This is a genomic window from Kitasatospora sp. NPDC092039, from assembly GCF_044756065.1.
Taxonomy (GTDB): Bacteria; Actinomycetota; Actinomycetes; order Streptomycetales; family Streptomycetaceae; genus Kitasatospora.
Map to the genome: position 1 here is coordinate 164,010 of NZ_JBIVSD010000004.1, position 26,678 is coordinate 190,687.

The window sequence follows — 26,678 nt, forward strand, 5'->3', positions numbered from 1 at the left end:
GGACCCCGCACCGGTGTCATGGCGGACAACACCACAGCTCACGGGGATGCTGTGGCGGTCCGCCACATGGGAGCGGGGCCGCCGGATTCCTACCGTTCTCGGCCATGGACACCTCTACTGCCCGCCCGCTCGCCGGCCGCACGGCCATGGTCACCGGGGCCGCCTCGGGCATCGGCCGGGCCTGCGCCGAGGCCTTCGCCGGGGCCGGCGCCCGGGTCTACGTCGTCGACCTCGCGGCCGGCCCGGCCGAGGAGCTCGCCGAGCGGATCGGCGGCCGCGCGATCGTCGCCGACCTCGCCGATCCCGGGGCCGTGGACGCCCTCCCGGACGACGCCGACATCGTCGTCAACAACGCCGGCCTCCAGCACGTCGCGCCCGTGCACGAGTTCCCGCCCGACCGCTTCGCGCTGATCCAGCGCGTCATGGTCGAGGCCCCGTTCCGCATCCTGCGCCGCACCCTGCCGCACATGTACGAGCAGGAGTGGGGCCGGGTCGTCAACGTCTCCTCCGTCCACGGCCTGCGCGCCAGCGCCTTCAAGTCCGCGTACGTCACGGCCAAGCACGGGCTGGAGGGCCTGAGCAAGACCGTCGCCCTGGAGGGCGCGCCGTACGGCGTCACCAGCAACTGCGTCAACCCGGGCTACGTCCGGACGCCCCTGGTGGAGAAGCAGATCGCCGCCCAGGCGCTCGCCCACGGCATCCCCGAGGACGAGGTGGTCGAGCGGATCATGCTCGACCGCACCGCCGTGAAGCGACTCATCGAACCCGACGAGGTCGCCCAGCTCGCCCTCTGGCTCTGCTCTCCCGCCGCCTCCTACATCACCGGCGCCAGCCTCCCCCTCGACGGCGGCTGGACGGCCCACTGAGCGGGCGGCGCTCCGCTCTCCGACAGCCCCGCTCGACCGCCCCGCTCATAGGGTGGGCAGGCACATTCGACCCCGGGACTGTGTGGGTCACCCACATAGTCCCGAGGTCGGGCGCTTCCTACCTTGTGGCGACATCGTCTCCCCCTGGTTCTGGAAGTGGTGGCCATGAACGCCCCTGCACGAGGTACGGAAGCCGGCAGCTCACTCCCGAGAGTGGTGGCTGCGAGTCTGATCGGCACGACGATCGAGTGGTACGACTACTTCCTGTACGGAACGGCGGCGGCGCTGGTGTTCGGGAGGCTGTTCTTCCCGCACAGCGATCCGCTGACCGGGACGCTGCTGTCCTTCCTGACCTACGCCATCGGGTTCGCGGCGCGGCCGCTCGGGGCGCTGGTCTTCGGTCACTTCGGGGACCGGGTCGGGCGGAAGAAGCTGCTGGTGGTGAGCCTGCTGCTGATGGGCGGGTCGACCACCGCGATCGGGCTGCTGCCGACGTACGACTCGATCGGCGTCGCGGCGCCGGTGCTGCTGACGGTTCTGCGGCTGGTGCAGGGCTTCGCGCTCGGCGGCGAGTGGGGCGGCGCCGTGCTGCTGGTGTCGGAGCACGGGGACCAGCGGCGGCGCGGGTTCTGGGCGTCCTGGCCGCAGGGCGGGGCGCCGGCCGGGAACCTCCTGGCGGCCGGGGTGCTCTCGCTGATGACGGCGGTGCAGTCGGACGCGGAGTTCCTGGCGTGGGGCTGGCGGGTGCCGTTCCTGCTGTCGGCCCTGCTGGTCGTGGTCGGGATGTGGATCCGGCTCGCGGTGGACGAGTCGCCGCTGTTCAAGCAGGCGCTGGCGGCGCAGCAGGAGCGGAAGCGGGAGCGGGCGACGGCCGAACGGCTGCCGCTGGTGGAGGTGCTGCGGAACCACTGGCGGGAGGTGCTGGTGGCCATGGGCGCGCGGATGGCGGAGAACATCTCCTACTACGTGATGACGACCTTCGTGCTCACCTACGCCGTCACCCACGCCCACTTCTCCAAGCAGACCGCGCTGAACGCCGTCCTGATCGCCTCCGCGATCCAGTTCGCGCTGATCCCGCTGTTCGGCGCGCTCTCCGACCGGGTCGGGCGCAGGCCGGTGTACCTGGTGGGCGCGGTCGGCGTGGGCGCCTGGGCCTTCGTCTTCTTCGGCCTGGTCGACCTGAGGTCCTTCGGCTCGCTGGTCACCGCGGTGACGGTCGGCCTGGTCTTCCACAGCGCCATGTACGCACCCCAGGCCGCCTTCTTCTCCGAGCTGTTCGCGACCCGGATGCGGTACTCGGGCGCCTCGATCGGGGCCCAGTTCTCCTCGGTGGCGGCCGGCGCCCCGGCGCCGCTGATCGCCACCGCGCTGCTCAAGGACTACGGCAGCGCCACCCCCATCTCGGTGTACGTCGCGATCGCCGCGGTGATCACCGTGGTGGCGGTGCTCTGCGGCCGGGAGACCAAGGGCCAGGACCTCGCCGAGGTCGACGGCGGAAGCGACCGGGAGGGCCAGGAGCCGGACGCGGCCGCGGCCGGAAAGCCCGCCGTCGCCTGAGGACCGAGCCGGTACGATCGCGCTTTCTCGGAACCGACGGAACCGACGCCGATTGGCAGCACGCACCATGAACCACCCTCACGAAAGCGCCGCACCCGCGCTGCGGCGGCTGCTCGACCTGCTCGCCTCCGGCGCCGCCACCGAGGACTTCGCCGACGTGCTGGCCGACGCCCGCCGCCGCGGGGCGCCGGCCGCCGTCCTCGCCGAGATCGACGACGCCACCTGGCAGGCCCTACGGGTTCACCGGACGCTGCGCCAACACCGGCGCAGGGAAGCCGAGTTGACCGCCCTGTTCGACACCGCCGGCGACCTCGCCGCCTCCCGGGACCTGGACACCGTGCTCCAGGCGATCGTCCGCCGGGCCCGGATGCTGCTCGGCACCGACACCGCGTACCTGACCCTGCCGGACGAGGCCGCCGGCGACACCTACATGCGGGTCACCGACGGCTCGGTCTCCGTCCTGTTCCAGACCCTGCGGCTCAGCCTCGGCGACGGCCTGGGCGGGCTGGTCGCGCAGACCGCCCGCCCGTACGCCACCCCCGACTACCGCAACGACGCTCGTTTCCACCACACCGGCACCATCGACGCGGGCGTGCTGGACGAGGGCCTGGTGGCGATCATCGGGGTGCCGCTGCTGCTCGGCGGGCAGGTCATCGGCGTCCTGTTCGCCGCCGACCGCACGCCGCGCGCCTTCTCCCCCGACGAGGTCGCACTGCTCTGCTCGCTGGCCGCGCACGCCGCGATCGCCCTGGACACCGCCAAGTCGCTGGCCGACACCCGGGCCGCGCTCGCCGAGCTGAACGCCGCCAACGAGCTGGTCCGGGCCCACTCCGCCGCCGTCCAGCGGGCCGAGCAGGCGCACGACCGGCTCACCGACCTGGTGCTGCGCGGCGCCGAGGTGCCGGACGTCGCGGCCGCCGTCGCCACCCTGCTGGGCGGGGAGATAGCGGTCCTGGACGCCGAGGGCGAGCCGCTGGCCGGCCGCGCCGTGCCCGCCGCCGAACTGGCCGAGGCGGTCGCGGCCTCCCGCGCCGAGGGGAGGTCCGTACGGCACGGCGAGCAGTGGGTGTGCGCGGTGCTGGCCGGGCACGACGCGCTCGGCACCATGGTGCTGCGCGGCCGGCCCGGCCTCGACGACGCCGACCGGCGGCTGTTCGAGCGGGCCAGCGTGGTCACCGCGCTGCTCCTGCTGCTGCGCCGCTCGGTCGCCGAGACCGAGAACCGGATCCGCGGCGAGCTGCTCACCGACCTGCTGACCGCCCCCGAGCGCGACCCGGCCGGCCTCACCGCGCGCGGCCGCCGGCTCGGCGTCGACCTCGCCCGGCCGCACCTGGTGCTGGTCGCGGAGCCCGCCGACGGGCAGGGCGACGACCGGGCACGGCTGGCGGGCGCGGCCCGGCGCTACCTGTTCGGCTCCCGGGGCGTCAGCGCCGAGCACGCCGAGACGGTGGTGCTGCTGGCGCCCGTCGAGGGCGGCGGCACCGACGACGCCGAGGAGACCGCCCGGCAGGCCGCCGAGCGGTTGGCCCGGCTGGCCGGGTTCCCGGTCACCGTCGGCGCGGGCCGCCCGGCCGCCGGACCGTCCGCGCTGGCCGCCGCCTACGGCGAGGGCCTGCGCTGCGTCCGGGCGCTGCGGGTGCTCGGCCGCGCCGGGGAGGGCGCCTCCGCCCGCGCGCTCGGCTTCCTCGGCGTGCTGCTCGGCGACGGCCACGACGTGGACGGCTTCGTCGGCGCGACGCTCGGCCCGCTGCTGGCGTACGACGCCCGGCGCGGCACCGAGCTGGTCCGCACCCTGCGCGCGTACTTCGACTGCGGCGGCAGCCTGACCAAGGCCAAGGACGAGCTGCACGTCCACGTGAACACCGTGGTCCAGCGGCTGGACCGGGTCGAGGCGCTGCTCGGGCGGGACTGGAACCAGCCGGAGCGGTCGCTGGAGCTCCAGCTCGCGCTGCGGCTGCAGTTGCTCGCGGGGGGCTGAGCGGGAGCTGGATGGGCAGGTCGGCCGGAAGCTCGGCGGGGGCTCGGCGGGGACGAGGGCGGGCGGTTGTCGGGCGCTTGCCGGGCGGGGGCGGAGGCGAGCGGGCGGAGGCGAGCGGGCGGGACGGCTGAAGGTCCGACCCGGCCGGGGCGTACAGTGGCGAGGTTGGTCTCGAACGCCTGGCAAGGAGCGGCAGCGGTGAGCGAGCGAAGCGATCGAACAATCAGGGGCGGCGCGTTTCGCGAAGTGACCGCCGAGCGCAGCGAGGCGGGCGCATGAGCGAGAACGTGCGTTTTGTCCACATGGGCATAGGTGAGCGGACCGTGCCCTACCAGGAGGCCTGGGAGGAGCAGCAGCGGCTGCACGCGCTGCGGGTCGCGGACGAGATCCCCGACACCGTCCTGCTCCTGGAGCACCAGTCGGTGTACACCATGGGCAAGCGCACCAACCCCGCCGACCTCCCGCTGGACGGCACCCCGGTGGTGGAGGTCAACCGGGGCGGGGAGATCACCTGGCACGGCCCCGGCCAGCTGGTCGGCTACCCGATCGTCAAGCTGCCCGACCCGATCGACGTCATCGCCTACGTCCGCCGGCTGGAGGAGGCGCTGATCCGCACCGCCGGCGAGTTCGGCATCGGGTCGACCAGGGTCGAGGGCCGCAGCGGGGTCTGGGTGCTGGGCGACTCCATCCCGGACGCCGTGGTGGACCCGGCGCAGGTGGTGGACATCGGCAGGCTGACCCTGCGGATGGGCCTGCCGCTGGGCATCGACCCGCGGCTGGCCGGCCCCGAGTACGCCCCCTCCAACGCCGGTCAGCGCGGCGACGACCGCAAGCTCGCCGCGATCGGCGTGCGGGTCGCCCGCGGGGTGACCATGCACGGCTTCTCGCTCAACTGCGACCCGGACATGACCTGGTTCGACAAGATCGTGCCGTGCGGCATCCGGGACGCGGGCGTCGCCTCGCTCACCGGCGAGCTGAAGCGCGGACTGTCCGTCGCCGAGGCCGCCCCGGTGGTCGAACGCCACTTGGCGGACGTCCTCGCCGAGCTGCCGGAGCCGGCGCTCAGCCGCTGAACCCGCCCCCGCCGGCCGCCGGAAGTCGCGGCGGCCGCTGGGAATCTACCGACCGGTAGCCGTGTTGCCCTGCGATTGCAGGGCGGCAGGCCCGGCGAAGGCCGTACAACCACAGGCGTACCCTGGGGGTACCCCGTCTAGTTCTAGGAGTCGCACGTGTCCGCTGTCGCGCCCGACGGCAGGAAGCTGCTCCGCCTGGAGGTCCGCAACAGCGAGACCCCCATCGAGCGGAAGCCCGAGTGGATCAAGACCCGCGCGAAGATGGGCCCGGAGTACAACGCCCTCCAGTCGCTGGTGAAGAAGGAGGGGCTGCACACGGTCTGCCAGGAGGCCGGCTGCCCCAACATCTTCGAGTGCTGGGAGGACCGCGAGGCGACCTTCCTCATCGGCGGTGACCAGTGCACCCGCCGCTGCGACTTCTGCCAGATCGACACCGGCAAGCCCGCCGAGTTCGACCGCGACGAGCCGCGCCGGGTCGCCGAGTCCATCGTCACCATGGACCTCAACTACGCCACCATCACCGGCGTCGCCCGCGACGACCTGGCGGACGGCGGCGCCTGGCTGTACGCCGAGACCGTGCGCCAGGTGCACGCGATGACGGCCGGCCGCGAGGCCGGGCGCACCGGCGTCGAGCTGCTCATCCCCGACTTCAACGCGGTGCCCGAGCAGCTGGCCGAGGTCTTCTCGTCCCGCCCCGAGGTGCTCGCGCACAACGTCGAGACGGTGCCGCGGATCTTCAAGCGGATCCGCCCGGCGTTCCGCTACGAGCGCTCGCTGGACGTCATCACCCAGGCCCGCGCGGCCGGGCTGGTGACCAAGTCCAACCTGATCCTGGGCATGGGCGAGACCCGCGAGGAGGTCAGCCAGGCGCTGGCCGACCTGGTCGGCGCCGGCTGCGAGCTGATCACCATCACCCAGTACCTGCGCCCCTCGCTGCGCCACCACCCGGTGGAGCGCTGGGTGAAGCCGCAGGAGTTCGTCGAGCTCCAGCAGGAGGCCGAGGAGCTGGGCTTCGCGGGCGTCATGTCGGGCCCGCTGGTGCGGTCCTCGTACCGGGCCGGCCGGCTGTACCGGCAGGCGCTGGAGCGGCGCGAGCAGGCCGCGGTCTGACGGCGGCCTGACGGTCCCCGACCGTTTCGAGCCACGGGAAGGGCGGAGCTCCGGCTCCGCCCTTCCGCTTTCACCACGCTTTGACCGGCTGGTCACGGGCTGGTAACACGGGGTGGGGACTCTGGACGCCTGGTGAGCGTTCGATTCTTCTCAGCCACGGGAGGAGCTGTTCGGCATGCGGATGGAGATGCGGATGCGGATCCGGTCGGTGGGGGTGGCGCTGCGGTTCGCCGAGAGCGTCCTGCTCGCGCCCGGCCAGCGGCACGCGCGGAGCAACGCGTGGGCGGCGGTGTGCGAGAACCGCCGGTACGCGGCGGACCGCCGGCACGACGACGCGGTGGCGGCGGGCACGACCGTGGACGCGGCGGGGGCGCGGCCCGTACGGCGGTGACGCTTCGGCGCCGTCGAGGCCCCCGGCGTCGCTCTGCGCGACGGCGCGCGGGCGGACGGGTCACGGTTGGGGCGAACGGGTACCCGGGCTTGGATATCCCGTACCCGTGCCACGTACCATGAGCGTTATGGCGAGGGAAACATCCGAGAACCCCGGACGGCTGAAGCAGATCCGTCTGGCGTACACCATGACCAAGAAGGTCGACACCAAGATCGGCCTGATCATCGCCGGCGTCGGCCTGCTGACCTTCGGCGTGTTCCTCGCCATCGGCTTCGCGATCGAGCATCCCGTCTACCTGGGCATCCTGGGCTTCATCGTGGCCGTGCTGGCCATGGCGATCGTCTTCGGGCGCCGGGCCGAGCGCGCCGCGTTCGGGCAGATGGAGGGGCAGCCGGGCGCCGTCGCGGCGGTGCTGAACAACATCCGGCGCGGCTGGAGCTCCAACTCCACCCCGGTCGCGGTCACCCGCAACCAGGACGCGGTCTACCGCGCCGTGGGCCGGGCGGGCATCGCGCTGATCGGTGAGGGCAACCCCAACCGGGTCCGCCAGCTGCTGGCGTCCGAGAAGAAGAAGATGGCCCGTGTGGTCGGCGACGTGCCGGTGCACGACATCGTGGTGGGCACCGGCGAGGGCGAGGTCCCGCTGAAGAAGCTCCAGATCCACCTGATGCGCCTGCCCCGCGCCATCACCGCCGCCCAGGTCACCGAGACCAACGACCGCCTGCGCGCGCTGGGCGACCTGCTCTCCAAGGCGCCGATCCCCAAGGGTCCGATGCCGAAGGGCGCCCGGATGCCCAAGGGCGGCCAGGCCCGCTGACCCTCCCCCGCCCCTGACGACACGAGAACGGCCCCGCCGCGGAAGCTCCGCGGCGGGGCCGTTTCGACGTTCGTACGGCGTTCGTACGCCGTTCGCACCCGGGGGCCCGGTGTCAGATCCGGACCTCGACGGTGCCGACCGCCTTGTCGTGCAGGCCGCGGGTGTCGCGGTCCCACACCAGCGGCGGGATCACCAGGCAGAGCAGCAGGGTGCGCAGCAGGACCTGCGGGATGGTCGCGCGGCCGCCGTCCAGCCGGACCACCCGGAGGCCGAACAGCCGCTTGCCGACCGTCGTGCCGGTGGTGGCCAGCAGCAGGGACGCGACCAGGAAGTACAGCGGGCTGGTCCACAGGTTGGCCTCGGCCTGGTCGCCGTGGGCGATCAGCCCGTACGCCACCAGGGCGACCAGCCAGCCGTCCACGAACAGGGCGCCGATCCGGCGGCCGGGGCCGGCGACCGAGCCGGAACCCTCCTTGGGCAGCCCTAGGCGCTCGCCGCGGTAGCCGAAGTCGGCGCCCATCTTCTCGGCGGCCGCCCGCGGGCCGTCGATCCACGATCCCAACGCTTCTCTGGTGTCCACGAATCCACACTAACCGGGCTGACGGCGTGCGCCGCCACCGGCTCCCCTCCGGCCCGGCCATCACCCCCGACCGGGTGAATCGCCGTTCCGCGGCTTTCCAAGTGGTCCAGACCACTGGGGGCACGGCGCCCAGCCGGGCGGGGCGATTTGTCCCGTCCCGTACGTCTTTGCCGCCCGCCCGGCGGTCGTGGTTAACATCTAGGAAACGAGCGGGTCACCGACTGGAAACGACCCATTCCTATGGTGAGCCACATTCGCACGCCGAGGAGGATGGATGTTCAACAACGCCGCCGAAGTGAAGCAGTTCATCCAGGACAACGACGTGAAGTTCGTCGACGTCCGTTTCTGCGACCTGCCGGGCGTCCTGCAGCACTTCTCCGTACCTGCGGCGACCTTCGACCCGTCCGAGATCCTGATGTTCGACGGCTCGTCGATCCGCGGCTTCCAGGCCATCCACGAGTCCGACATGGCCCTGGTGCCGGACCTCGCCACGGCCCGCCTCGACCCCTTCCGGGCCGAGAAGCACCTCAACATCAACTTCTTCATCCAGGACCCGGTCACCGGCGAGGCGTACAGCCGCGACCCGCGCAACGTCGCCAGGAAGGCCGAGGCCTACCTCGCCTCCTCCGGCATCGCCGACACCGCGTACTTCGGGCCCGAGGCCGAGTTCTACGTCTTCGACTCGGTCCGCTTCGAGACCAGCGCCAACGCGTCCTTCTACCACATCGACTCGGAGGCCGGCGCCTGGAACAGCGGCGCCGCCGAGGGCGACGTGCGCGGCTACAAGGTCAAGTACAAGGGCGGGTACTTCCCCGTCCCGCCGGTCGACCACTTCGCCGACCTGCGCGCCGAGATGTCGCTGGAACTCGCCAAGGCCGGACTGGAGGTCGAGCGCCAGCACCACGAGGTCGGCACCGCCGGCCAGGCCGAGATCAACTACAAGTTCAACACCCTGCTGCACGCCGCCGACGACCTGATGCTGTTCAAGTACATCATCAAGAACGTCGCCTGGCGGAACGGCAAGACCGCCACCTTCATGCCGAAGCCGATCTTCGGCGACAACGGCTCGGGCATGCACGTCCACCAGTCGCTGTGGACCGAGGGCACCCCGCTCTTCTACGACGAGCAGGGCTACGCCGGACTCTCCGACACCGCCCGCTACTACATCGGCGGCCTGCTGCGGCACGCCCCCTCGCTGCTGGCGTTCACCAACCCCTCGGTGAACTCCTACCACCGCCTGGTGCCGGGCTTCGAGGCGCCGGTCAACCTGGTCTACTCGCAGCGCAACCGCTCCGCCGCGATCCGCATCCCGATCACCGGCTCCAACGCCAAGGCCAAGCGCATCGAGTTCCGCGCCCCGGACCCGGCCTCCAACCCCTACCTGGCCTTCGCCGCCATGCTGATGGCCGGCCTCGACGGCATCCGCAACAAGATCGAGCCGCTGGAGCCGGTCGACAAGGACCTCTACGAGCTGGCCCCCGAGGAGCACGCCAACGTCCCCCAGGTCCCGTCCTCCCTCCCCGCCGTCCTCGACGCCCTGGAGGCCGACCACGAGTACCTCCTCGCGGGCAACGTCTTCACCCCGGACCTGATCGAGACCTGGATCGACTACAAGCGCACCAACGAGATCGCCCCGATCGCCCTCCGCCCCCACCCGCACGAGTTCGAGCTCTACTACGACCTGTAGGACCCCCTCCGACCTGCGGAAACGCAGTTCGATCTCTCATCGTTTCCGCAGGTCAGGCAATGCCCTGACCTGCGGAAACGTCTGGCCGGGATGCCTCTGGGGCTCGCGATGTGAAATGAGTGTGAAATGAGCACGCGTAGATCGAACTCGCGATGATCACCCGTTGCCCTTGCCAGCACTGGGCAGTACGGCATCTCGCTACTTTCAGTAGTCATCGCTCGCGGGCTGCCGACTCAGCAGGTTCGCTCCTTTGCCAGCCCTGCCGCTCCCTCGGGCTAGGCCCCGCCCTGCGGATCATGTGACTTCCCCATGCCCGACTCGTTGCGCCCGGCATGGGACGGGGTGATGTGACAAACGATGAATGGGCCCGACTGGCTCCGCACTTACCGGGAGGCGGTCGGCGGGGCGGGCACTGGAATGACCACGTAGGGTGATCAACGGGATCCTGTTCCGCCAGCGGACCGGTGTCCCGTGGCGGGACCTTCCGGAGCGTTTCGGCAGCCGGAAGACGGTCTACGAGCGGCACCAGCGCTGGTCTGCGGACGGCACGTGGGACAGGATCCTGCGTGCCATCCAGGCGGATGCCGATGCGGCGGGCCGCCTCGACGGGACCATGGTGAGCGTGGACTCCACCTCCTGTCGGGCTCGCCAGCACGCCGCCGGAGCCGGGAAGAAGCCGCCCCGTGCGCCGGGAAAAGATCAACGCCTCAGCAGCACCGCCCCGATGAAGGACTCGGGCGTTCCCGGGGCGGGCTGACGACGAAGGTCCGCCTGGCCGGCGAGGGCGGGCGCCGCCCAGCGGGCCTGCTGATCACGCCGGGCCAGTGGGGCGACGCCCCCGCAGCTCATACCAGTCATGGAGCGCATCCGCGTCCCGCGCCCTGGCGGCGGGCACCCACGCACGTACCCCGACCGGTCCACACTCTCCTGCGCACACACCAGGCGCCTTCGGATTAGGGGGCGTGAATGCCCTCTCCGCGCCCAAGCGGCTCAAGGTGGTGACGCATCCGGTCCCCGCCGAGCCTTTCCGAGTACTGCCAATGAATGATATTACTGCTTGCTCAGTAACTGATCACACAGCGTGCATAGACCCGGGGGCGAGATGGCCAGGAAGCACTCGTACTCCTACGAAACGGAGCCGCTGTTCACCGACCTGCCGCTGCCGTCCCAGACGCCGGTGACAGTGCTATCCCCCATGATGGCTCCACCTCCGCACATGACACCGAAGCAGATTCTGATGAGTCAGTCGGCCGAGCAGTGGGAGGAGTTCGTCCGTGAGTGGCTGCTGGCGCTGAAGGGGACAGGGTACATCGACGTGGTGGGCATGGGAGGGGCCAACGACCGGGGAGCCGATGTCGCGGCGTTCCTCACTCAGCGCAAAACCGACGGGCCGTGGCACTGCTTTCAGTGCAAGCGCTACGAGCGATCGCTCACCCCAGCCATCGCCTACCCAGAGATGCTCAAGATCCTCGCCGCAGTGGCCGTCGGGCGCTACCGCGAGTTCCCCGAACGCTACGTCTTCGTCGCACCAAGGATTGGCGCGTCCCTGGTCCAGCTTCTGGCTAAGCCCGGTGAACTCAAGGACGAGTTCCTGCGCGCGGTGGCACCCGGCAGCAGGCTCAGCGCGGAATACGACGACGACACACTGGCCGCCGCACTGGACCTGGCGCAGGTAACGGACTTCTCCTGCTTCGAGGCCGCCAACCTCGACAAGATCCTGGAGCAGCACGCCGAAGGCCCCTACCACGCCCAGCGGTTCGGCACACCACTCAAGCCACGACCCGCTACCGGTCAGCCTCCCATGGAGCACACCGCCAACGAGGCGCGGTACATCCAGTTGCTGTTGGAAGTCTACGAGGAGAGATGGGGCTGCCCGGCCGACTCCCCTCTCAACGCCCAGGCTCACCCGCGCGCTGGTCGGCACCTGCAGAGCCAGCGCGAGGCGTTCTTCTGCGCGGACGCGCTGCGAGTCTTCGCCCGAGACAGCGTCCCGCCCGGAACTTTCGAAGCCCTGCAGGACGACATCTACAACCGAGTCGCCGACTTCGAGCTGCGTGACTTCCCCAACGGCTACGAGCGCCTCAACAAGGTACTGGACACCGCTGGCGACATGCCGCTGGCGAACAACATTCTCGTCGACTACGTGCACTCCAATGACCGCAAGGGAATCTGCCACCAATTGGCCAACGATGACCGTCTGACCTGGTGCCCGAAGGAGGGATCGTGATTCCACTCAACGGCCCGCTCGAGGTGGGCATGAGAACGCTGGTCCTGCTGTCAACGTCGTTCCCGCAGCCCCTGGACCTGGCTCAGCTGGTCTACCTCGACCACGCGATGCTGCACAGCGCGGATCTGGACGGTCCGCCAAGCTTGCATCCCTCACTCCCTGCAGGTCCCGGCGAGCTCGCTATGAAGCGCCACCTCATCGAGCAGGGCCTGGTCGTCCTCCTGCGGGCCGGACTGGCCGACGTCGAGGCGACCGCAGACGGCCTGGTGTACCGCGCAAGCGAAGAGGGTCCAGGGTTCGTCAACGTCCTTGAGGCCCCGTACATCGGTGACCTGCGCACCCGGGCCGACTGGATCTTCAGAGACCTGCGCCTTCCCGCGGCCGAAGTCCGGGACGCGACCCGGCAGATCACCGACCTCTGGGTCCACAAGTTCCGCGACAGCCTGCCTCTTCCCGGGAGTGACCTTGTCTAGCCTCAGACTCCTTCACCTGACGTTCGCCGGCATGGGTCTGGAGCCGGCACAGGTCACCTTCCACCCGCGGTTGACCGTCGTCTACGGAGCTTCCGACACCGGCAAGTCCTTCGTCACCGAAGCGATCGACTACATGCTCGGCGCCCGCAAACTCAACGTCATCCCCGAGGCCGAGCGCTACTCCCAGATCCTTCTGGGCGTCGTTCTGCCCGACGGCAGCGTCATCACGCTCGTGCGCGGGCTGCGGTCCACCATCATCAAGGTCTACCGCAGCGATGTACGAGACGTCGTTCACCACAGCCCCGACCTGGTGCTGGCCGCCCAGCACTCCACCAAGGGCAGCGCGAACCTGTCCCGGTTTCTGCTCAGCCAAATCGGCCTCGACAACACCCTGATCAGCACCAACGACCGCGGCAACACCAAGCTCCTAGCCTTCCGCGACCTACTGCACCTATGTCTAGTCAGCGAAACACGCATGGTCTCACCCGTACCCCCAGCCCTGCGGGCGGCGGGCACCAACGGCCAGACTGCCTACCGCTCGGCTCTCAAGCTCATGCTCACCGGCGCCGGGGAACCGCCCACCGCCACCGGACCCAACCCCGCACAACGCCGTGTCCACAAAGGCAAGATCACCCTCCTCGACGGGCTGATCATCGACCTCCAACGGCAGCTCACCAACGACAGCAACCAACGCGACCTCGAGCAACAGCTCGCCCGTCTGATCGCCACGCTCAACTCCCGCTCCTCTGCGCTGCGGGAGGTAGCCGACCGGCAGGTCGAGGCCGTCGCCCAGCGCACCACTCTGTCAGTGACACTCGCGCAGTACGACGAACGCCTCGCCGAGATCGACAGCCTCCTCGGTCGGTTCGGCCTGCTGCGCAGCCAGTACGAGTCCGACCTCGCGCGTCTGGCGATGGTCAATGAAGCCGGCAGCCTACTCGGCTACTTCACCACCGGCGCCTGCGTGTTCTGCGGTGCCGAACCCGAGCATCAACGCCCGACACACAGCGAGCAGGAGACCACCGCACTGCACGCGGCCGTCGACGCGGAGAGCACCAAGACCCGCCACCTGCTGGGCGACCTCCTGCTGACCATCGACGGCCTGCGCGTGCAGCGAGACGAGCTCGCCCAGCTGCGCGACAACCATCGCGCCCAGGCTGAGACGGTGACCGGAGAGATCACGCGCATCACCGAGGAGGAGCTACGGCCTTTGGAAGCCGAGACCGCCGAGCTGATGGCCAAACGCTCAGAAATCGAACGCGACTTGGGCCTGCACGAGCGGATCGAGGAGCTTGAGACCGTGAAGCAGTCACTCGTCGCTGAAGGTGCCGTCCCCGGAGGGCGGCCAAGCGGCAGCATTCCCGCCCGCGTCATCGTCGGATTCGAGCGGGCTATCCAGCACGCACTCGAGGTGTGGAGAGTCCGCTTCACCGGCGAGGTGGACTACGACCAGTACACCGCAGAGATGTCCGTCGGCGGCAAGACGCGCGCCGGCCACGGCAAGGGCATGCGTGCAGTCCTCAACGCGGCGTTCACCGTCGCCCTGGCCGACCTGTGCCTCTCCCAGGAGCACAGCCACCCAGGGTTCATCGTCCTCGACTCCCCGCTGGTGACCTACCGCGAACCCGGAACCCGCGACGCCGCTCTCCCGGACAGCGTGAAGGACTACTTCTACCGCGGCCTCCTCCACAACTTCGCCGGACAGGCCATCGTCGTCGAGAACGGCGACCCGCCCGCCGATATCACCGAAGAGGCAGAGGTCTACATGTTCAGCCGTGAACGGGACGGGCAGAGGTTCGGCTTCTTCCCGACCGAGGCCGCTGCCGGGCAATGACACAGCCTGGGAGCGCCTGCGTCGAGCAGGAACACCCCGCACACACCACAGCCCTGGCGGTCATGCGCCACATCACCTCGGCGCCTGGGTACACCCGTCTCAGTAGCCATAGCTCGCAGCTCCCCACCCGGCAGGTTCGATCTCTTACCGGCACTGCGCCCATCAGGCGAGGTGTCGCCTGTGCCCACCAAGCAGCGGAGCCTGCCGTCATCGGGCCGCGCCGGTTCAGCGGGCGGCTGATCGGTATTCCGGCCGGCACGGAGGTCAGCAGCACCGTCGAGAGCCCTACGGTGGTCGCCTGAGTGAACCGCCCAGGCGGTGCTCGGCGCCGCACACCACCGCGGACCGTATGCCGCCTGCACTCCACCACCGCTTGCCCAAGCGAGGCGAGTTCGACGATCAGATCGGCCAGGTGCCGACGCGAGACGCCGGTCAGCAACCGATGGCCGAGGACAGCGCGATCCACCATGATCACCAGTGCCCGGTTGCCCCTGTCGCATGTGGCAACGGCTGGAGCACACCGACATGGTCGAGAAGTACGTCGGCCGCGACGGTGAACGCCCGGAGGGCGGGCTGGTGATCGTGGGAACGCAACTGGTGGAGCAGTCCCTCGACCTGGACCTCGACTGGTCATCAGCGATCTCGCGCCGACCAGCCTTCTCCTCCAGCGGGCGGGCCGGTGCTGGCGGCACGATCGGGAAAAGCGAACCGGCAGGGCGACGGGGCCGAGAATGGTCGCCCTCACCCCGGCCAGTGACCTACCGCCGCGCCGCTGGGGAAGCGTGTACGACGGCTCGCTGCTGCGCCTGACCGCCGAGGCACTCACCGGACTCTCCGCACCGGTGGCAGCGCCAGAACAGGTCCAGAGCCTGATCGAGGCCGTGTACAGCAGGGCTGGTCATGCGCCGGGACGGACGCCAATGTCGCGACACGACTGACAGAGGAGCAGGGTCTGGCCGCAGTGGCCGATATGGCGGCGATACCTCCGCCATCCCGGATCACCGGTGACCTGTACCCATTGACATCACCACTCGATCCGGACCTGGCAGTCACCCGGCTCGGCGCGGAGTCCCAACGCATCCTGCCAGTGTGGCCGACGGCGGACGGAGGGTTCGAGTTCGTCGCCCAGGCCAGCCGAGCGGTGCTGCCAGAGCGGCCGACGACGGAGGACATCCGCCAGGTGATCCTCTCCAGGGTTCAGGTCCGCCCCGATTGGCTCGTCCCGGGCAATGCCGAGCCACTACCCGCAGATACGGCGCCACCCGCGAACTGGGTAAGCATTCCAGGTTCGGCGGGCATCGCCCTGATCCCACACCGCCCCCGCCGCAGACTCCTGGCGGGCTCCCGACGGACGCACGATCCACCTCGCCCCCGTGGACGGCATCGTCTGCTCCTGACCACCTCCGCGCACAACCCCGAAAGGCCGCGCTGGCTCGCCGAATTCGCGGGCCTCGCTGCGTTTCGGTGAGTCACGTCAACAGGGGCGGATGGGTAGGAGACGCCGAGCAGTGAAGCCAAGGATCTTCGAGCTGTCCGGCGCATCGTCGTGAGCAGACGAACCCGACTGCGCTCTTGGCCGCGACGGGGCCTCCAGCGCGTGCCACTCGCTGGAGGCCGTGCCCTGCGGACCGCGGCAGTAAGAGCTGTCGGTGCCGGCAGCTACGCTCGCACCGGTGTCTGCGTCGGGAGGAATGGAGCTCCAGGTGGAAGACGGGCAAGTACCCGAGACCGAACACAGTGCCATGGGTCGGGCGATCGCCAGACTGGTCGACGCCTATGGGACGGAGGTCGCGATGATGTGGCGCAGAAAGACTGGCATGGTCTGCCATGACAAGCACCTGATACCCGCCATGGGCAAACCGCACAGTGGGCGCTGGAACACCGAGAGCGACGCCGTGCTGTGGTACCTGTTGCGCTTGTACGTCACCGGCAACCTGGTCTTCAACCATATCCGGGTCGGAGCCACAGTGAAGTTCCACCCTGCGGTTGGACACTGTCCGTCTACGCCGCCAAGGCGTGACCTTGCTGGTGTCGCTGTCGGATCTCGAGTGGGGTGAGGTAGCCCCACTGGGGGTGCTTGCGCAGGCGCCTGCGGTTGTAGAAGGTCTCGATGAACGCGAAAACCTCCGCGCGGGCGGTGGCGCGGTCCGGCCAGATCCGGGTGCCGATCTCCTCCTTCAACACGGCGAAGAAGCTCTCAGCGGCAGCGTTATCGTAACAGGAGCCGACTCGTCCCATCGACTGCCTCATTCCCAACTTGCTTATCTCAGTTCGGAATTCAGTCGACGTATATTCACTTCCGCGGTCCGAGTGGAAAATGCAGCCGCGCTCCAGGCCACCGCGGCCAGCCGCCATCCGCAACGCGGCCACCGGCAGCTCGGCGCGGTGGTGGTCGGCCATCGCGTAGCCGACGACCTCGCGGGTGGCCAGATCGATGCAGGTGGCCAGGTAGAGCCAGCCCTCCTCGGTCGGCAGGCAGGTCATGTCGCCGATCAGCCGCATCCCGGGGCGGGGTGCGGTGAAGTCGCGCCCGATCAGGTCCGGGACGACCACCGGCTTGCGGGCCTGGCGGGTCAGGCCACGGCGCCGGCGCCGGGTGACGCCCGTGATACCGCGCTCGCGCATGATCCGCTCGACCTTCTTCCGGTTGGCGGCCCGGCCCTGGCGGCGAAGTTCCGCGTGCACGCGCGGGACGCCGTAGGCGCCCCTGGAAGCGAGGTGGATCACGGTGATCTCGGCCGCGAGCAGTTCCTCCTCGCGCAGGCGGGCCCGGCGGGCGGCCTCGCCGGCCCGCCAGGCATAGAACGACGACCGGGAGATCCCCAAGACGGCACAGATCCGCTTGACGCCCCAGGCGCCGTGGTGATCATCAACGAAACGGAAGCGGATCACCGTGTCGTCTCGGTCGCGAAATAGGCGGCCGCCTTGCGCAGGATCTCGATCGTCTTCTGCTGCTCGACGGTCTGGCGCCGCAGCCGGGTGAGCTCCTCGCGTTCGGCGCTGGTCAGCTCACCCGGCCGGCCCTCGCCCCGGTCGGTCTTGTCCTGCTTGACCCAGCCCCGCAGCCCCTCCGGGCTGACCCCCAGTTCCCGGGCAATCTCGGTGACGTTCCGATGCGGCGAGGACCGGACGAGCGCGACCGCGTCCCGCTTGAACTCTGCCGTGTACCGCTTGGCCATGTTGCTCTTGATTCCCACCTGGTGCTGCTTCCTCCGGGCTTGCATCGCCCAGTCTCCAGGTGTCCAACCTCAAGGGGAAACTTCACAGCGCTCAAGGACAAGGAACGGCGGCGCAATCAGGAAACTCTGACCCAAGCGAATTTGCAGGGGATTAGCATCGCCGTCGACCAAGAGCAGAGCGGTGCGCCTTGTGACGGTTGGGTCCGCTTCGAGGCTGCCTGGGGGTGCGAGCGCCTCACGTTCAAGGTCACGGAGCGCGGCACCACTGTTTTCGCTACGGACGAGATCGTTTTCCCTGCGCACGCCGAGGGGACGCGAGGGATTCCCCTGGAGATCGGCAACTCCGATGTCACCCGCACGCTGGCCCACCTGCGCCAGTACGGGGCGCTGGTGCGATGGCCCTACGGCAGCGACCACATGATCGTTCTGGCGCTGAACGGTGACGCGAAGACGGTGGGCTTGGACAAGTTCTTTGCGAAGGACATGAGGGACAACCGCCAGTCCACGCCGTCGATGGTCTCGCGCGTCACAGGCGCCATGCACGAGGCGCTGTACGCCTCGCAGGTCTGCGACGCCCTCTATGACCTTTCCGCCGAGGAGGCCGCCGAGCGGGTGTTCGAACTACGGGTCGCCATGCTCATGGCCGCCAGGCTCGTTCGGGCGGTTCCCCTTGCCATGTTCGTCCACGTGGACCCCCGGCCGACCGACGCTGCCGCACCGCACCCGCGAGTGGTCAGCGAGGAGGACGGCGTCACCAAGGTCGCCAGCCGCGGGGTCACTGTCTACGCGAAGGCAGCCGGACCGGACCAGGACTGCGCGGATCCGTTCGCGCTGAAGCCCGCATTCCCTCCCGGCCCCTACAGCCAGCTTTTGACACGGCTCATAGCCTCCTCGCCGAGCCCACTGATCGCCGTACCGCCCACCACAGCCCACTCCCATCGGAAGGCGGCCCTGGGAGACTTCACCATCGAGGATCTTGGCACGCTGTCCGAGGCTGTGGAGGAACTGCAGCGCCAGGGCCTGGAGCCGAGCTGGGAGTCGTAGCGAGGTAGATGTGGCGGCCCCCATGTCGACCGCAGTGCCACGTGGGTGGCCTGGTCCAGCGGGGCGGCCATCGCCGCCCTGCTCGCCTGCTCAGCGAACTGCGCGAGCTGGTGCTGCTCCTGGAGCGCGAGGAGAGCCTTGCCGACTGGCTGCGAGAGAAGACACGCAGAGCGAAGCTGGACCGGCGCCCTTACACGGTCCTCGACGTCGACTTCTAGGACCTGGAGATGGACGGCGCTGTGAATCACCAGCCCTTCGTGCGCCAGCACACCAGCCCAGGAGGATTCGGCTTCGCGAGGACCGGTCTCGACTCCGAACGAGTCGACCGCCTGCGCACCGGCCCGCTGGACGACGTGACCGATCTGGACGCTGCCTACGAACTCATCCGGATCGCCAGGACAGACCTGGAGGCGTTTGCCACCGGTGGCAGCGGACGCCTCGACGACAACGAGATGGCCGTCCTCCTCGGGGCACTTCCCAAGGTGCTGCGACGGCTCAAAGTGCCCTTCGCCCCGCCTTTCCGGGACTTCAAGAGCTTCAAGAACCATTGGAAGCAACAGGGCATGAGTGGCAGCTACGATGCCCGACGCAGATATCTTGCCGGGCTCTTCGAACCTGTATGGGGCAAGCTCGACACCCATCATCCACACCTCGTGCAGGACCGCCCGAAGTCCCACCGAATCACCGATGTCACGCGTCGGCGATTGCGCGAGCGCCTGCCGATCAACTGGTGGGGCACGCTCGACGAAGTCGAGTTCCTCGGCCGCCTGTACGACCTCGACAACCTGCCCAGCAACGACCATCGACACGCCAGCGCTACCCAGGACATCGGGCACCACTGCATAGCCGATCCGAACGACTGGGAGGCGGACTGGATCTGGACAGACCCGAGATTCGCCCTCGCGGACGGCGACGAGTACCTGCTCCGGTTCCTTGCCGAGATGCTGCACCCGGCGGTCCGCACCGACGCCGCAGAGGTCGAGCAGCTCCATTCCCTCATCAACGCAGCGCTGATCCACGACGGATACGAACTCACTGAGACCGACAGCATCAGCGGCGCCCCCGTCTTCACACCCCGACCCATCGGTGCCGGTGTTCCTGGCACCATGAAGAACCTGTACTTCGCCTCCAATGGACCCAAACCGGAGTTCGTACTCGGCGACGCCCTCAACAACGACGTCCTGGTCGTGAAGAACGGCGAGTTCTGCCTCCAATTCGACCGGCCCCTGGGAGCCTCCGGCCTCACTTGGGGCAGCCTGATGGACTGGTGGCGAACCCGGGTGCCCTTCCCCGAAGGCACGACAGATCAAACTGTCGGCCAAGCCCTCTACAAACGGCTCTGGACTTCGCTGCACCACAACCCGAAACGCCCTGACGCGATCACCCCCGAGCAACTCCTCTTCCGGACCTACTGTCGGCACTATCCGATCGACGAGGCAGGAGCCGCCTACCCCGCACTGCTCCCCCAGGTCTACTTGCACCTCGACCCCAGGACTCGCGCAGAGCGGGGAGGCAAGGACAGCGTCCTGGGCCGCGAGCGCATGGACTTCCTGCTCCTGCTCCCCGGAGCCGTCCGAATTGTCGTTGAGGTCGACGGGAAGCAGCACTACGCCGAAGGCGATGTCGCATCGCCACGCCTGTACTCGAAAATGGTCGCCGAAGACCGGGCCCTACGGCTCAAGGGATATCAGGTATACCGATTCGGCGGACACGAGCTCCAGCAGGCCACAGCACCGGCGATGCTTCGAGACTTCTTCGCAGCCGTAGCCGACCCTCAGGGCCACTGAGGCCCATCGACATCCACACTTCCACGATCAGTAACACTGCGCTGCATCCTGCGGCGGCCCCGAACCCAACCTCGTGGTCCCTACTCAACGCTTCTCGGTTCCTCTCATCTGTTGAGGCCGCCGCGTGTGCACTGATTGTGAAATGATCTTCTGTGCGACCCCTATTTTCGCAGGTCAGAGGCATGTTCGATTAGAACTACGACCTGTAGGACCCCCTCCGACCTGCGGAAACGCAGTTCGATCTCTCAACGTTTCCGCAGGTCAGCACCTCGCTGACCTGCGGAAACGCATTTCGCCGACGTCGTTTCGAAGGCCCTGGGGCTCGCGATGCTGAACGGGAATGCACTGAGTTCGATCTCGGGACGAGCCTCCCAGCGATTCGGCGCCCTGAATCGCTACCGAGACCCGCGCTCACGTGACGATGAGACGGCCGCCGGATATGCGCCGTCGTCCCGGCTGGCACCTGACAGGTGCACCAGACGCGGTTGGTCAGCCCGCGAGCAGTCCGTGCATGCGCTCGGCCGGGGCCGGGGCCTGGAGAGGCGAGCGCCCCATGACCGGCTCCTTCAGCATGCGGTCAACGGGACCGAGTTCAGTGGAGGTGCTCGTCACCCGTGCTCGCGTGCCGGTCTTCTTCATCGACGGCGACCAACGCCTCTTCGCGGAGGAGGTCTGGTCTCCGGAGAGGCTCAAGAACGAGCTCCGGAGACTCGGCGTGGAGATCGTGCCGATCACCCTGGACCGGGTACTTCGAACCGTCGGCAGCTCGACCTACGACACCTGGGTCAGCCGACTCATGGCCGGGAACCCCATCGCGTGGCAGCCCGATGGCGCCACCGATCCCGAACCTTTCGAGCTCTACTACGCGGACAGCGCCGCCGAGATGGAGTCCTTCCTCCTGCGCAGAGACCCGGCGGGCGCGAGCGCCCGGATGAGTGCCGGAATGTGCTGGGAATGGACCGACGACACCGGCACCTGGCCCGACGTCAGTCCCGATCCCGACTGGGCGCGCCCCTGGAACGCCGGTGACAGGCACAACACCCGGGGGGTGCCCAAGCGGAAGTTCTGGGCGACCGACCCCGGCGGCTTCGGCCAGATCGGGTGCGTACACACGGCCCAGGGACTCGAGTACGAGTGGGGCGGCGTGATCGTGGGCCCCGACCTTACCTGGGAGGATGGCGCCTGGGTTGCCCACCGCGAACACGTGAAGAGCAAGGCATCACGCATCGAGGACGACGCCGAGCTCACCCGGGCGTTGCGCAACGCCTATGGCGTGCTGATGACCCGTTCCATCCGTGGCACGGTGCTCTACTCGGTCGACCCTGCCACCAGGAAGCTCTTCGCCGACCTCGGGATACGGAGACCCTGAACCACCCGCCTCCTGATTGCCGGACCGGCGCTCGCCGCGGGCTCTTGGCCGTCGCCGCGCCGCCTGGTAGCGCGACTTGGAGATGGCCTGCGGCAACCGGCTCCCGCGCCAGTTGTCCCCGTGATCTCCGACGTTGACACGGTGTCCCCTCCGGGTGCGTACCGAGACCCCGCCCTTGACCTGTACAGCCAGGGAGTCTGCCGTCCGCTGCCCGTCCTGGAGGAAGGTGACGTGGAGATCTTTCCCATGGTCGTTCGCACCGTCGATCTCCTGCACGATGTGGCCGTGCCGCTCCAGGAGCGAACGGACCTCGTTCACGGCCATACGTCCGACACGCCTGCTCTCAGGAGCCTTTGGCACTTCGCTCCCCCCGTGATCTATCGGTCAAGGCTAGGGCAGAGCACCGACACGCGAGCCGACTTCGGGGTCCGGGATTGGCGTACTACGACAAGTAAGGGCTTGACTGCGCTGCAGTCGTCGTAACCCTTGCGCGCGCAGGAGACCGCCGACACCACTGCGAACGGCGCCGGGCGGGTGGTCCGACCTTCGTCGGGCCGGCCGCGCGGCGCCGTTCGGTTGCCGGGGGTCAGTGGTGGTCGGGGGTGTGCGGGGAGCGGAGGTCCTTCGGGGTGAAGGCCGTGGTCCAGGGGGTGGTGACGGTTTCCAGGATGCCGGGGGCGGGGGTCGCGGCCGGGGTGGGCTGCGGGGGGAGGGGTTCGGCGGCGCGGAGTTGGTCGATGCTCCTGGTCATGCCGGTCTTGAGGCGGGGGGTCAGGGGCTTCTCGATGAGCCGGTGGACGAGCCAGGACGCGACCAGCATGGCGAACGTGACCAGGGCGACCGCCGTCCAGGGCTTGACGTCGCGGTCGTGGAGGGCGCGCAGGGCGGTCCAGCCCATGGTCTCGTGGAGCAGGTAGAGCGGGTAGGTGAGGGCGCCGGCGAAGGTGAGCCAGCGCCACTGGATCCGGGAGCCCCAGCCCAGCGCCACCACGATCATGACCAGGTAGGAGAGGGTGGTCAGCAGCACGGCGGGCCAGGTCGGCAGCTCGGGCCGGCCGAGGTAGGGGTTCACCTCCTTCTGGTGCTGGATGGTGAAGAGGACCGAGAGGATCCAGCTGATCCCGACGATGCCGAAGAGCATCAGGTTGGGACCGTACCGGTGGACCAGGTAGAGGGCGAGGCCGGCCACGAAGAACGAGGAGACCTGCGACATCGCGAAGAAGTCGAGCACGGGCCACTTGGTGCTCGCCGCGACGATGCCGGCGACCGTCCAGATCGAGCAGAAGGCGACGATCCGCCGGTAGGTCACGCCCTGCCACACGACGATGGCGAAGAGCAGGTAGAAGCGCAGCTCGATCCAGAGCGTCCAGTAGACGGCGTCCACGTCCTTGATGCCCAGGCCCTCCTGGAACATCGTCAGGTTGGCGAGGACCTGCTCGGAGGGCAGCGGCTGGCGCACCAGCGGCCACACCACGACGACGGCGGTGGTGAGCAGGACCGCGAACCAGTACGCGGGGTAGAGCCGGATGACCCGGGAGCGGACGAAGTCGCCCACCGGGCGGCCCCAGCTGCTCATGCAGATCACGAATCCGCTGATCACGAAGAACAGGCATATTCCGGTCCACAGGTAGGCCCCGGGCACGGAGGCGCGGTGGAACACCTGCTCGACCGGCCTGCCCCAGGCACTCTCCTCGGGCTTGGTGCCGCCGCCGTAGCCGACGTAGTGGTGGAAGACCACCATCAGCGCGGCCAGGATGCGCAGGCCGTCCAGGACGGCGAGACGGCCGCCCCGGCCGGCCTTGCGGCGGCCCGGGGAACCTGGTCGTTGCCGGGGGAAAATGCTCACGGCAGAAGATAGCGCACGGACGTTCAGGTGCCCGGTGTAGGCCCGGGGTGATGTCGGGTCGGGTCGGGTCGGGTCGGGACGAGATGACGGCGGGGTCGGGGTCTGGGGCGCGTCCGGGGCCGGGCGGGGGTCAGAGGCTGTTCAGGGCGGAGACCAGGCTCGCCACGGTGACGGTGTTGAAGACGAAGGCGATGAGCGAGTTGGCCGCCACCGTGCGGCGCATCTCCCGGGAGAGCACGTTGACGTCGGTGGTGCCGAAGGTGGTCATCAGGGAGAGGGAGAAGTAGAGGTAGTCGAGCCAGGTCGGGCGGCCGCCGCCGGGGAACTCCAGGCCCTGCTCGTCCTCCACCAGGTTGTCGGCCTGGAAGGCGACGGCGAAGGAGACCGCCACGCAGGCCCAGGCGAGCACGACCAGGACGAGGGCCACCAGCGCGCGGGGCACCGGGGAGAGTTCGGAGCCCAGGTAGCCGGGGCGCCAGACCATCGCCACCAGCAGGGCGGCGGCCGCAATGGGGATCGAGACGCCCGGCCCGGGCGCCGAGCCGAGGACGTAGCGCTGGAGCATCGTGCCGCGCTCGGTGCGCCGGGCCCAGCCGCGCACCCGCTCGCCGGACGCGGTGGTGAAGACCACCGAGGTGATCGCGAAGTACGGGAGGAGGTAGGCGAGCAGCACCAGGACGCCCACGTCCGCGCCCGAGATCTGCCACCAGTCGTCGTCCAGGGCGATCAGCACCACCGCCGTGCCCGTCGCGACCAGGACGCCCGTGGAGGAGCGGCGGCGTTCCGAGAGCCACCGGTCGGGTTCCTTGTCCGCGGCCGGGCCGGTGTGCGGCGCGCTCATTCCGGGAGGCGCGGCGGCACGGTCCGGACGACGGCCAGGGACGCCACCGCGGCCGTGAAGCCGAGCAGCGCGCCGGCCGCGACGTCGCCCGGGTAGTGCACGCCGGTGTGGACCCGGGAGTAGCCGACCGCGGCCGCCAGCGCGCCGAGCGGCACCGCCAGCGGCGGCAGCAGCACGCCGACCGCGGTGGCGAAGGCCGTCGCCGAGGCCGTGTGCCCGGACGGGAAGGAGGCCGACTCCGGCATCGGCACCTGCCGGTCGACGGCCACCCGGGCCTGCTCGCGGTCCGGCCGGCGGCGGCGGACCAGCCGCTTGCCGAGCAGGTTCGCCGTCACCGAGGCCAGCGCCACCGCGCCGACCCCGGCCACCGCCGCCTGCCGGGGGCGGCCGGGCCACGGGGCGAGGAGCGCGGCGACGGTCAGCGAGATCTTCGAACGGTCGGCGGCCCGGGAGAGCCGGCGCAGCGCGGTGTCCAGGGTCGGGGTGGGGGTGGCGGCGACGGCCGCGTAGACGGCTCCGTCGATCGCCCGCAGGTCGCTGAGCACGGCGTCGGTGGGCGTGTCGGCGGCTGTACCGGCGGGCGGGTCGGCGGGCGGCGGGACGGGCCGGGCCGACGGAGCGGGGTCGTGGTTCGGGTCAGTCACGGATCGGCCCCTCGGCGGTCGGGTCGGAGCCGCGGTCGGTGCGGCCGAAGGCGATGGCGGTCAGCCGCCGCCAGGTCACGGGAGGTACGGGGGCGGGGACGCCCGGGCGGTCGCGCGGCACCAGCACCCGCAGGGCCTGCGGGCGCAGCGTGCACACCACCGGGACGGACATCCGCAGCGCCTCGCCGTCGACCGCCACCGGGATCTCGTCCGCGTCCGCGGTCACCTCCACCTGCCGGGCGGTCAGCACCGTCAGCCCGGTGGACTGGGCGCCGCGCAAGGCCAGGTCGGCGGCCTGCGCCGCGCCCTCCACCCGGATGCCCAGCACGCCGAGCCGGCCGGCGTCGAGCCGGAGGCGGCGGCCGTCGACGCCGAGGTCCTCGGTCGAGCCGTAGGGGTTGTTGCTGACCAGCACCGCCTGCTGGGCGGGCAGCGCGGTGGCGTCGGCCCGGGCGTCGACCCGCCGGACGTTCTCGCCGACCAGCAGGTCCGGCAGCAGGTCGAGGGCCGTACCGGCCTTGTCGTCGCGGTACTCGGGGCGCTGCACGAGGTCGGCGTACACCCCGAAGGAGACGGTGTTGACGAAGGGCCGGCCCGCGACCGTGCCGAGGTCGACCCGCAGTTCCTCGCCGTCGGTCAGCGCGTCCAGGCAGCGGGCGGGGTCGGCGCGGTCGAGGCCGAGGTCCATGGCGAAGTGGTTGCGGGTGCCGGCCGAGACCACCAGGAACGGCAGGTCGTGCTCGGCGGCGACGGCCGCGACCAGCGCCTGGGTGCCGTCACCGCCCGCCACGCCGAGCAGGTCCGCGCCCTCGGCCACGGCCGTCCGGGCCAGCTCGGCGACGTCGGCGGGCGCGTCGGGGTCGAGCAGGACGACCCGGGCGCCGAGTGCCTCCGCCCGCTCGACCAGCCCGAAGCGGCCGACCTTCCCGCCCCCGGACTTCGGGTTCATGATCAGGACCGGCCGCTGCCGCCGCGGCGCGGCGCTCGCCCGCATCGGCTGCTCGGGGCGGGCCCGGTGCAGCGCCGCGCGGGCGAAGGCCAGTGCGACGGCCCAGACCAGGACGAGGACCAGGGCGGTCAGCCACAGCGTGCGGTGGGCGAAGAACACCAGCACCGCGACCGGCGCCGCGAGCGCGACGAGCAGCCCGAACGCCCGGACCGCGCCCCGGTACGCCAGGAACCACCAGACGCCGACGGCCCAGACGACCAGTCCGAGCAGCCCCGCCCCGACCACCAGCAGTCCGCCCTCCCCCAGCGCGAACAGCAGCACCCCGACGGCTCCCACCGCCGCCGCCAGGGCGCATCTCGCGAGCAGCGGCGCGCCGGTTCCGGTGCCGGTGTCCGTCGTCCGTGTCCCGTCGATCTCGTCCTCCCG

Annotated in this window: 22 protein-coding genes and 3 pseudogenes; 17 read left to right on the plus strand and 8 right to left on the minus strand. The window is 69.9% G+C overall.

Annotated elements, in window-relative coordinates; all coding sequences use genetic code 11:
* Positions 1-104: 104 nt before the first annotated feature.
* The 7 genes from ACIQI7_RS10320 (at position 105) to ACIQI7_RS10350 (ending at position 7,792) form a co-directional block, all read left to right on the plus strand.
* Entirely contained in the window at positions 105-866 is a 762-nt protein-coding gene (locus ACIQI7_RS10320; RefSeq protein WP_387748780.1) for a 3-hydroxybutyrate dehydrogenase, read from the plus strand.
* Positions 867-1,031: 165 nt separating this feature from the next.
* The gene (locus ACIQI7_RS10325) at positions 1,032-2,423 is read left to right on the plus strand and encodes an MFS transporter (RefSeq protein WP_401107205.1); all 1,392 of its coding nucleotides are present in this window, start codon (positions 1,032-1,034) and stop codon (positions 2,421-2,423) included.
* A gap of 67 nt (positions 2,424-2,490) precedes the next feature.
* Positions 2,491-4,401: a helix-turn-helix domain-containing protein gene (locus ACIQI7_RS10330; RefSeq protein ID WP_401107206.1), complete on the plus strand. Its 1,911-nt coding sequence runs from the start codon at positions 2,491-2,493 to the stop codon at positions 4,399-4,401.
* Positions 4,402-4,676: 275 nt separating this feature from the next.
* Positions 4,677-5,474 (plus strand): lipoyl(octanoyl) transferase LipB, encoded by a 798-nt coding sequence (lipB, locus tag ACIQI7_RS10335; RefSeq protein WP_401107208.1) that lies wholly within the window; start codon positions 4,677-4,679, stop codon positions 5,472-5,474.
* A 156-nt stretch (positions 5,475-5,630) separates the two neighbouring features.
* Entirely contained in the window at positions 5,631-6,584 is a 954-nt protein-coding gene (gene lipA, locus ACIQI7_RS10340) for a lipoyl synthase (protein ID WP_401107211.1), read from the plus strand.
* Between the two features lie 175 nt (positions 6,585-6,759).
* On the plus strand, positions 6,760-6,975 hold the full coding sequence (locus ACIQI7_RS10345) for a hypothetical protein (RefSeq protein WP_401107214.1): 216 nt from the start codon (positions 6,760-6,762) through the stop codon (positions 6,973-6,975).
* 127 nt (positions 6,976-7,102) lie between these two features.
* The gene (locus ACIQI7_RS10350; RefSeq protein ID WP_387748770.1) at positions 7,103-7,792 is read left to right on the plus strand and encodes a DUF4191 domain-containing protein; all 690 of its coding nucleotides are present in this window, start codon (positions 7,103-7,105) and stop codon (positions 7,790-7,792) included.
* A gap of 112 nt (positions 7,793-7,904) precedes the next feature.
* Here ACIQI7_RS10350 and ACIQI7_RS10355 read toward each other — a convergent pair whose 3' ends face one another.
* Complete coding sequence (locus ACIQI7_RS10355; protein ID WP_401107216.1) at positions 7,905-8,372, minus strand: RDD family protein; 468 nt, start codon at positions 8,370-8,372, stop codon at positions 7,905-7,907.
* 274 nt (positions 8,373-8,646) lie between these two features.
* Between ACIQI7_RS10355 and glnA the strand changes: the two genes are divergently transcribed.
* From glnA to ACIQI7_RS10385, 6 genes and pseudogenes are all read left to right on the plus strand, one after another.
* Entirely contained in the window at positions 8,647-10,059 is a 1,413-nt protein-coding gene (gene glnA / locus ACIQI7_RS10360) for a type I glutamate--ammonia ligase (RefSeq protein ID WP_360349943.1), read from the plus strand.
* Positions 10,060-10,391: 332 nt separating this feature from the next.
* Positions 10,392-11,005 (plus strand): annotated as a pseudogene (locus ACIQI7_RS10365) (IS5 family transposase); the annotation flags it as partial.
* Between the two features lie 156 nt (positions 11,006-11,161).
* Complete coding sequence (locus ACIQI7_RS10370; protein ID WP_401107219.1) at positions 11,162-12,286, plus strand: ABC-three component system protein; 1,125 nt, start codon at positions 11,162-11,164, stop codon at positions 12,284-12,286.
* On the plus strand, positions 12,283-12,759 hold the full coding sequence (locus ACIQI7_RS10375) for an ABC-three component system middle component 2 (protein WP_401107222.1): 477 nt from the start codon (positions 12,283-12,285) through the stop codon (positions 12,757-12,759). Before ACIQI7_RS10370 ends, ACIQI7_RS10375 begins: the two co-directional genes overlap by 4 nt.
* Positions 12,760-12,790: 31 nt before the next feature.
* Positions 12,791-14,593 carry a hypothetical protein gene (locus tag ACIQI7_RS10380; RefSeq protein WP_401107225.1) on the plus strand — a complete coding sequence of 601 codons (1,803 nt, stop codon included), beginning with the start codon at positions 12,791-12,793 and terminating at the stop codon, positions 14,591-14,593.
* A 498-nt stretch (positions 14,594-15,091) separates the two neighbouring features.
* Positions 15,092-15,531, plus strand: a pseudogene (locus ACIQI7_RS10385) (hypothetical protein).
* Between the two features lie 1,063 nt (positions 15,532-16,594).
* On the opposite strand, the gene ACIQI7_RS10390 reads toward ACIQI7_RS10385, so the two are convergent.
* Together ACIQI7_RS10390 and ACIQI7_RS10395 are read right to left on the minus strand one after the other, a co-directional pair.
* Positions 16,595-17,485, minus strand: coding sequence for an IS3 family transposase (locus tag ACIQI7_RS10390; protein WP_401107228.1), 891 nt, complete (start codon positions 17,483-17,485; stop codon positions 16,595-16,597).
* Positions 17,482-17,790, minus strand: coding sequence for a transposase (locus tag ACIQI7_RS10395; RefSeq protein WP_401107231.1), 309 nt, complete (start codon positions 17,788-17,790; stop codon positions 17,482-17,484). The genes ACIQI7_RS10390 and ACIQI7_RS10395 overlap by 4 nt, the downstream gene beginning before the upstream one ends.
* Positions 17,791-17,913: 123 nt before the next feature.
* Between ACIQI7_RS10395 and ACIQI7_RS10400 the strand changes: the two genes are divergently transcribed.
* From ACIQI7_RS10400 to ACIQI7_RS10415, 4 genes are all read left to right on the plus strand, one after another.
* On the plus strand, positions 17,914-18,816 hold the full coding sequence (locus tag ACIQI7_RS10400; protein ID WP_401107234.1) for a hypothetical protein: 903 nt from the start codon (positions 17,914-17,916) through the stop codon (positions 18,814-18,816).
* A 41-nt stretch (positions 18,817-18,857) separates the two neighbouring features.
* The gene (locus tag ACIQI7_RS10405; protein WP_401107237.1) at positions 18,858-19,034 is read left to right on the plus strand and encodes a hypothetical protein; all 177 of its coding nucleotides are present in this window, start codon (positions 18,858-18,860) and stop codon (positions 19,032-19,034) included.
* Positions 19,035-19,043: 9 nt separating this feature from the next.
* Positions 19,044-20,603 carry a hypothetical protein gene (locus ACIQI7_RS10410; protein WP_401107240.1) on the plus strand — a complete coding sequence of 520 codons (1,560 nt, stop codon included), beginning with the start codon at positions 19,044-19,046 and terminating at the stop codon, positions 20,601-20,603.
* 571 nt (positions 20,604-21,174) lie between these two features.
* Positions 21,175-21,972: a DNA/RNA helicase domain-containing protein gene (locus ACIQI7_RS10415; RefSeq protein ID WP_401108005.1), complete on the plus strand. Its 798-nt coding sequence runs from the start codon at positions 21,175-21,177 to the stop codon at positions 21,970-21,972.
* A 156-nt stretch (positions 21,973-22,128) separates the two neighbouring features.
* Here ACIQI7_RS10415 and ACIQI7_RS10420 read toward each other — a convergent pair.
* The 5 genes and pseudogenes from ACIQI7_RS10420 to ACIQI7_RS10440 form a co-directional block, all read right to left on the minus strand.
* Positions 22,129-22,296: pseudogene (locus ACIQI7_RS10420) on the minus strand (DUF4365 domain-containing protein); the annotation flags it as partial.
* 262 nt (positions 22,297-22,558) lie between these two features.
* Positions 22,559-23,818, minus strand: coding sequence for an acyltransferase family protein (locus ACIQI7_RS10425; protein WP_401107242.1), 1,260 nt, complete (start codon positions 23,816-23,818; stop codon positions 22,559-22,561).
* Between the two features lie 130 nt (positions 23,819-23,948).
* Positions 23,949-24,659 carry a DUF1345 domain-containing protein gene (locus ACIQI7_RS10430; RefSeq protein WP_401107245.1) on the minus strand — a complete coding sequence of 237 codons (711 nt, stop codon included), beginning with the start codon at positions 24,657-24,659 and terminating at the stop codon, positions 23,949-23,951.
* Complete coding sequence (locus tag ACIQI7_RS10435) at positions 24,656-25,303, minus strand: phosphatase PAP2 family protein (protein WP_401107247.1); 648 nt, start codon at positions 25,301-25,303, stop codon at positions 24,656-24,658. The genes ACIQI7_RS10430 and ACIQI7_RS10435 overlap by 4 nt, the downstream gene beginning before the upstream one ends.
* Positions 25,296-26,588 carry a diacylglycerol/lipid kinase family protein gene (locus tag ACIQI7_RS10440; protein ID WP_401107249.1) on the minus strand — a complete coding sequence of 431 codons (1,293 nt, stop codon included), beginning with the start codon at positions 26,586-26,588 and terminating at the stop codon, positions 25,296-25,298. The genes ACIQI7_RS10435 and ACIQI7_RS10440 overlap by 8 nt, the downstream gene beginning before the upstream one ends.
* Between the last annotated feature and the right edge of the window lie 90 nt (positions 26,589-26,678).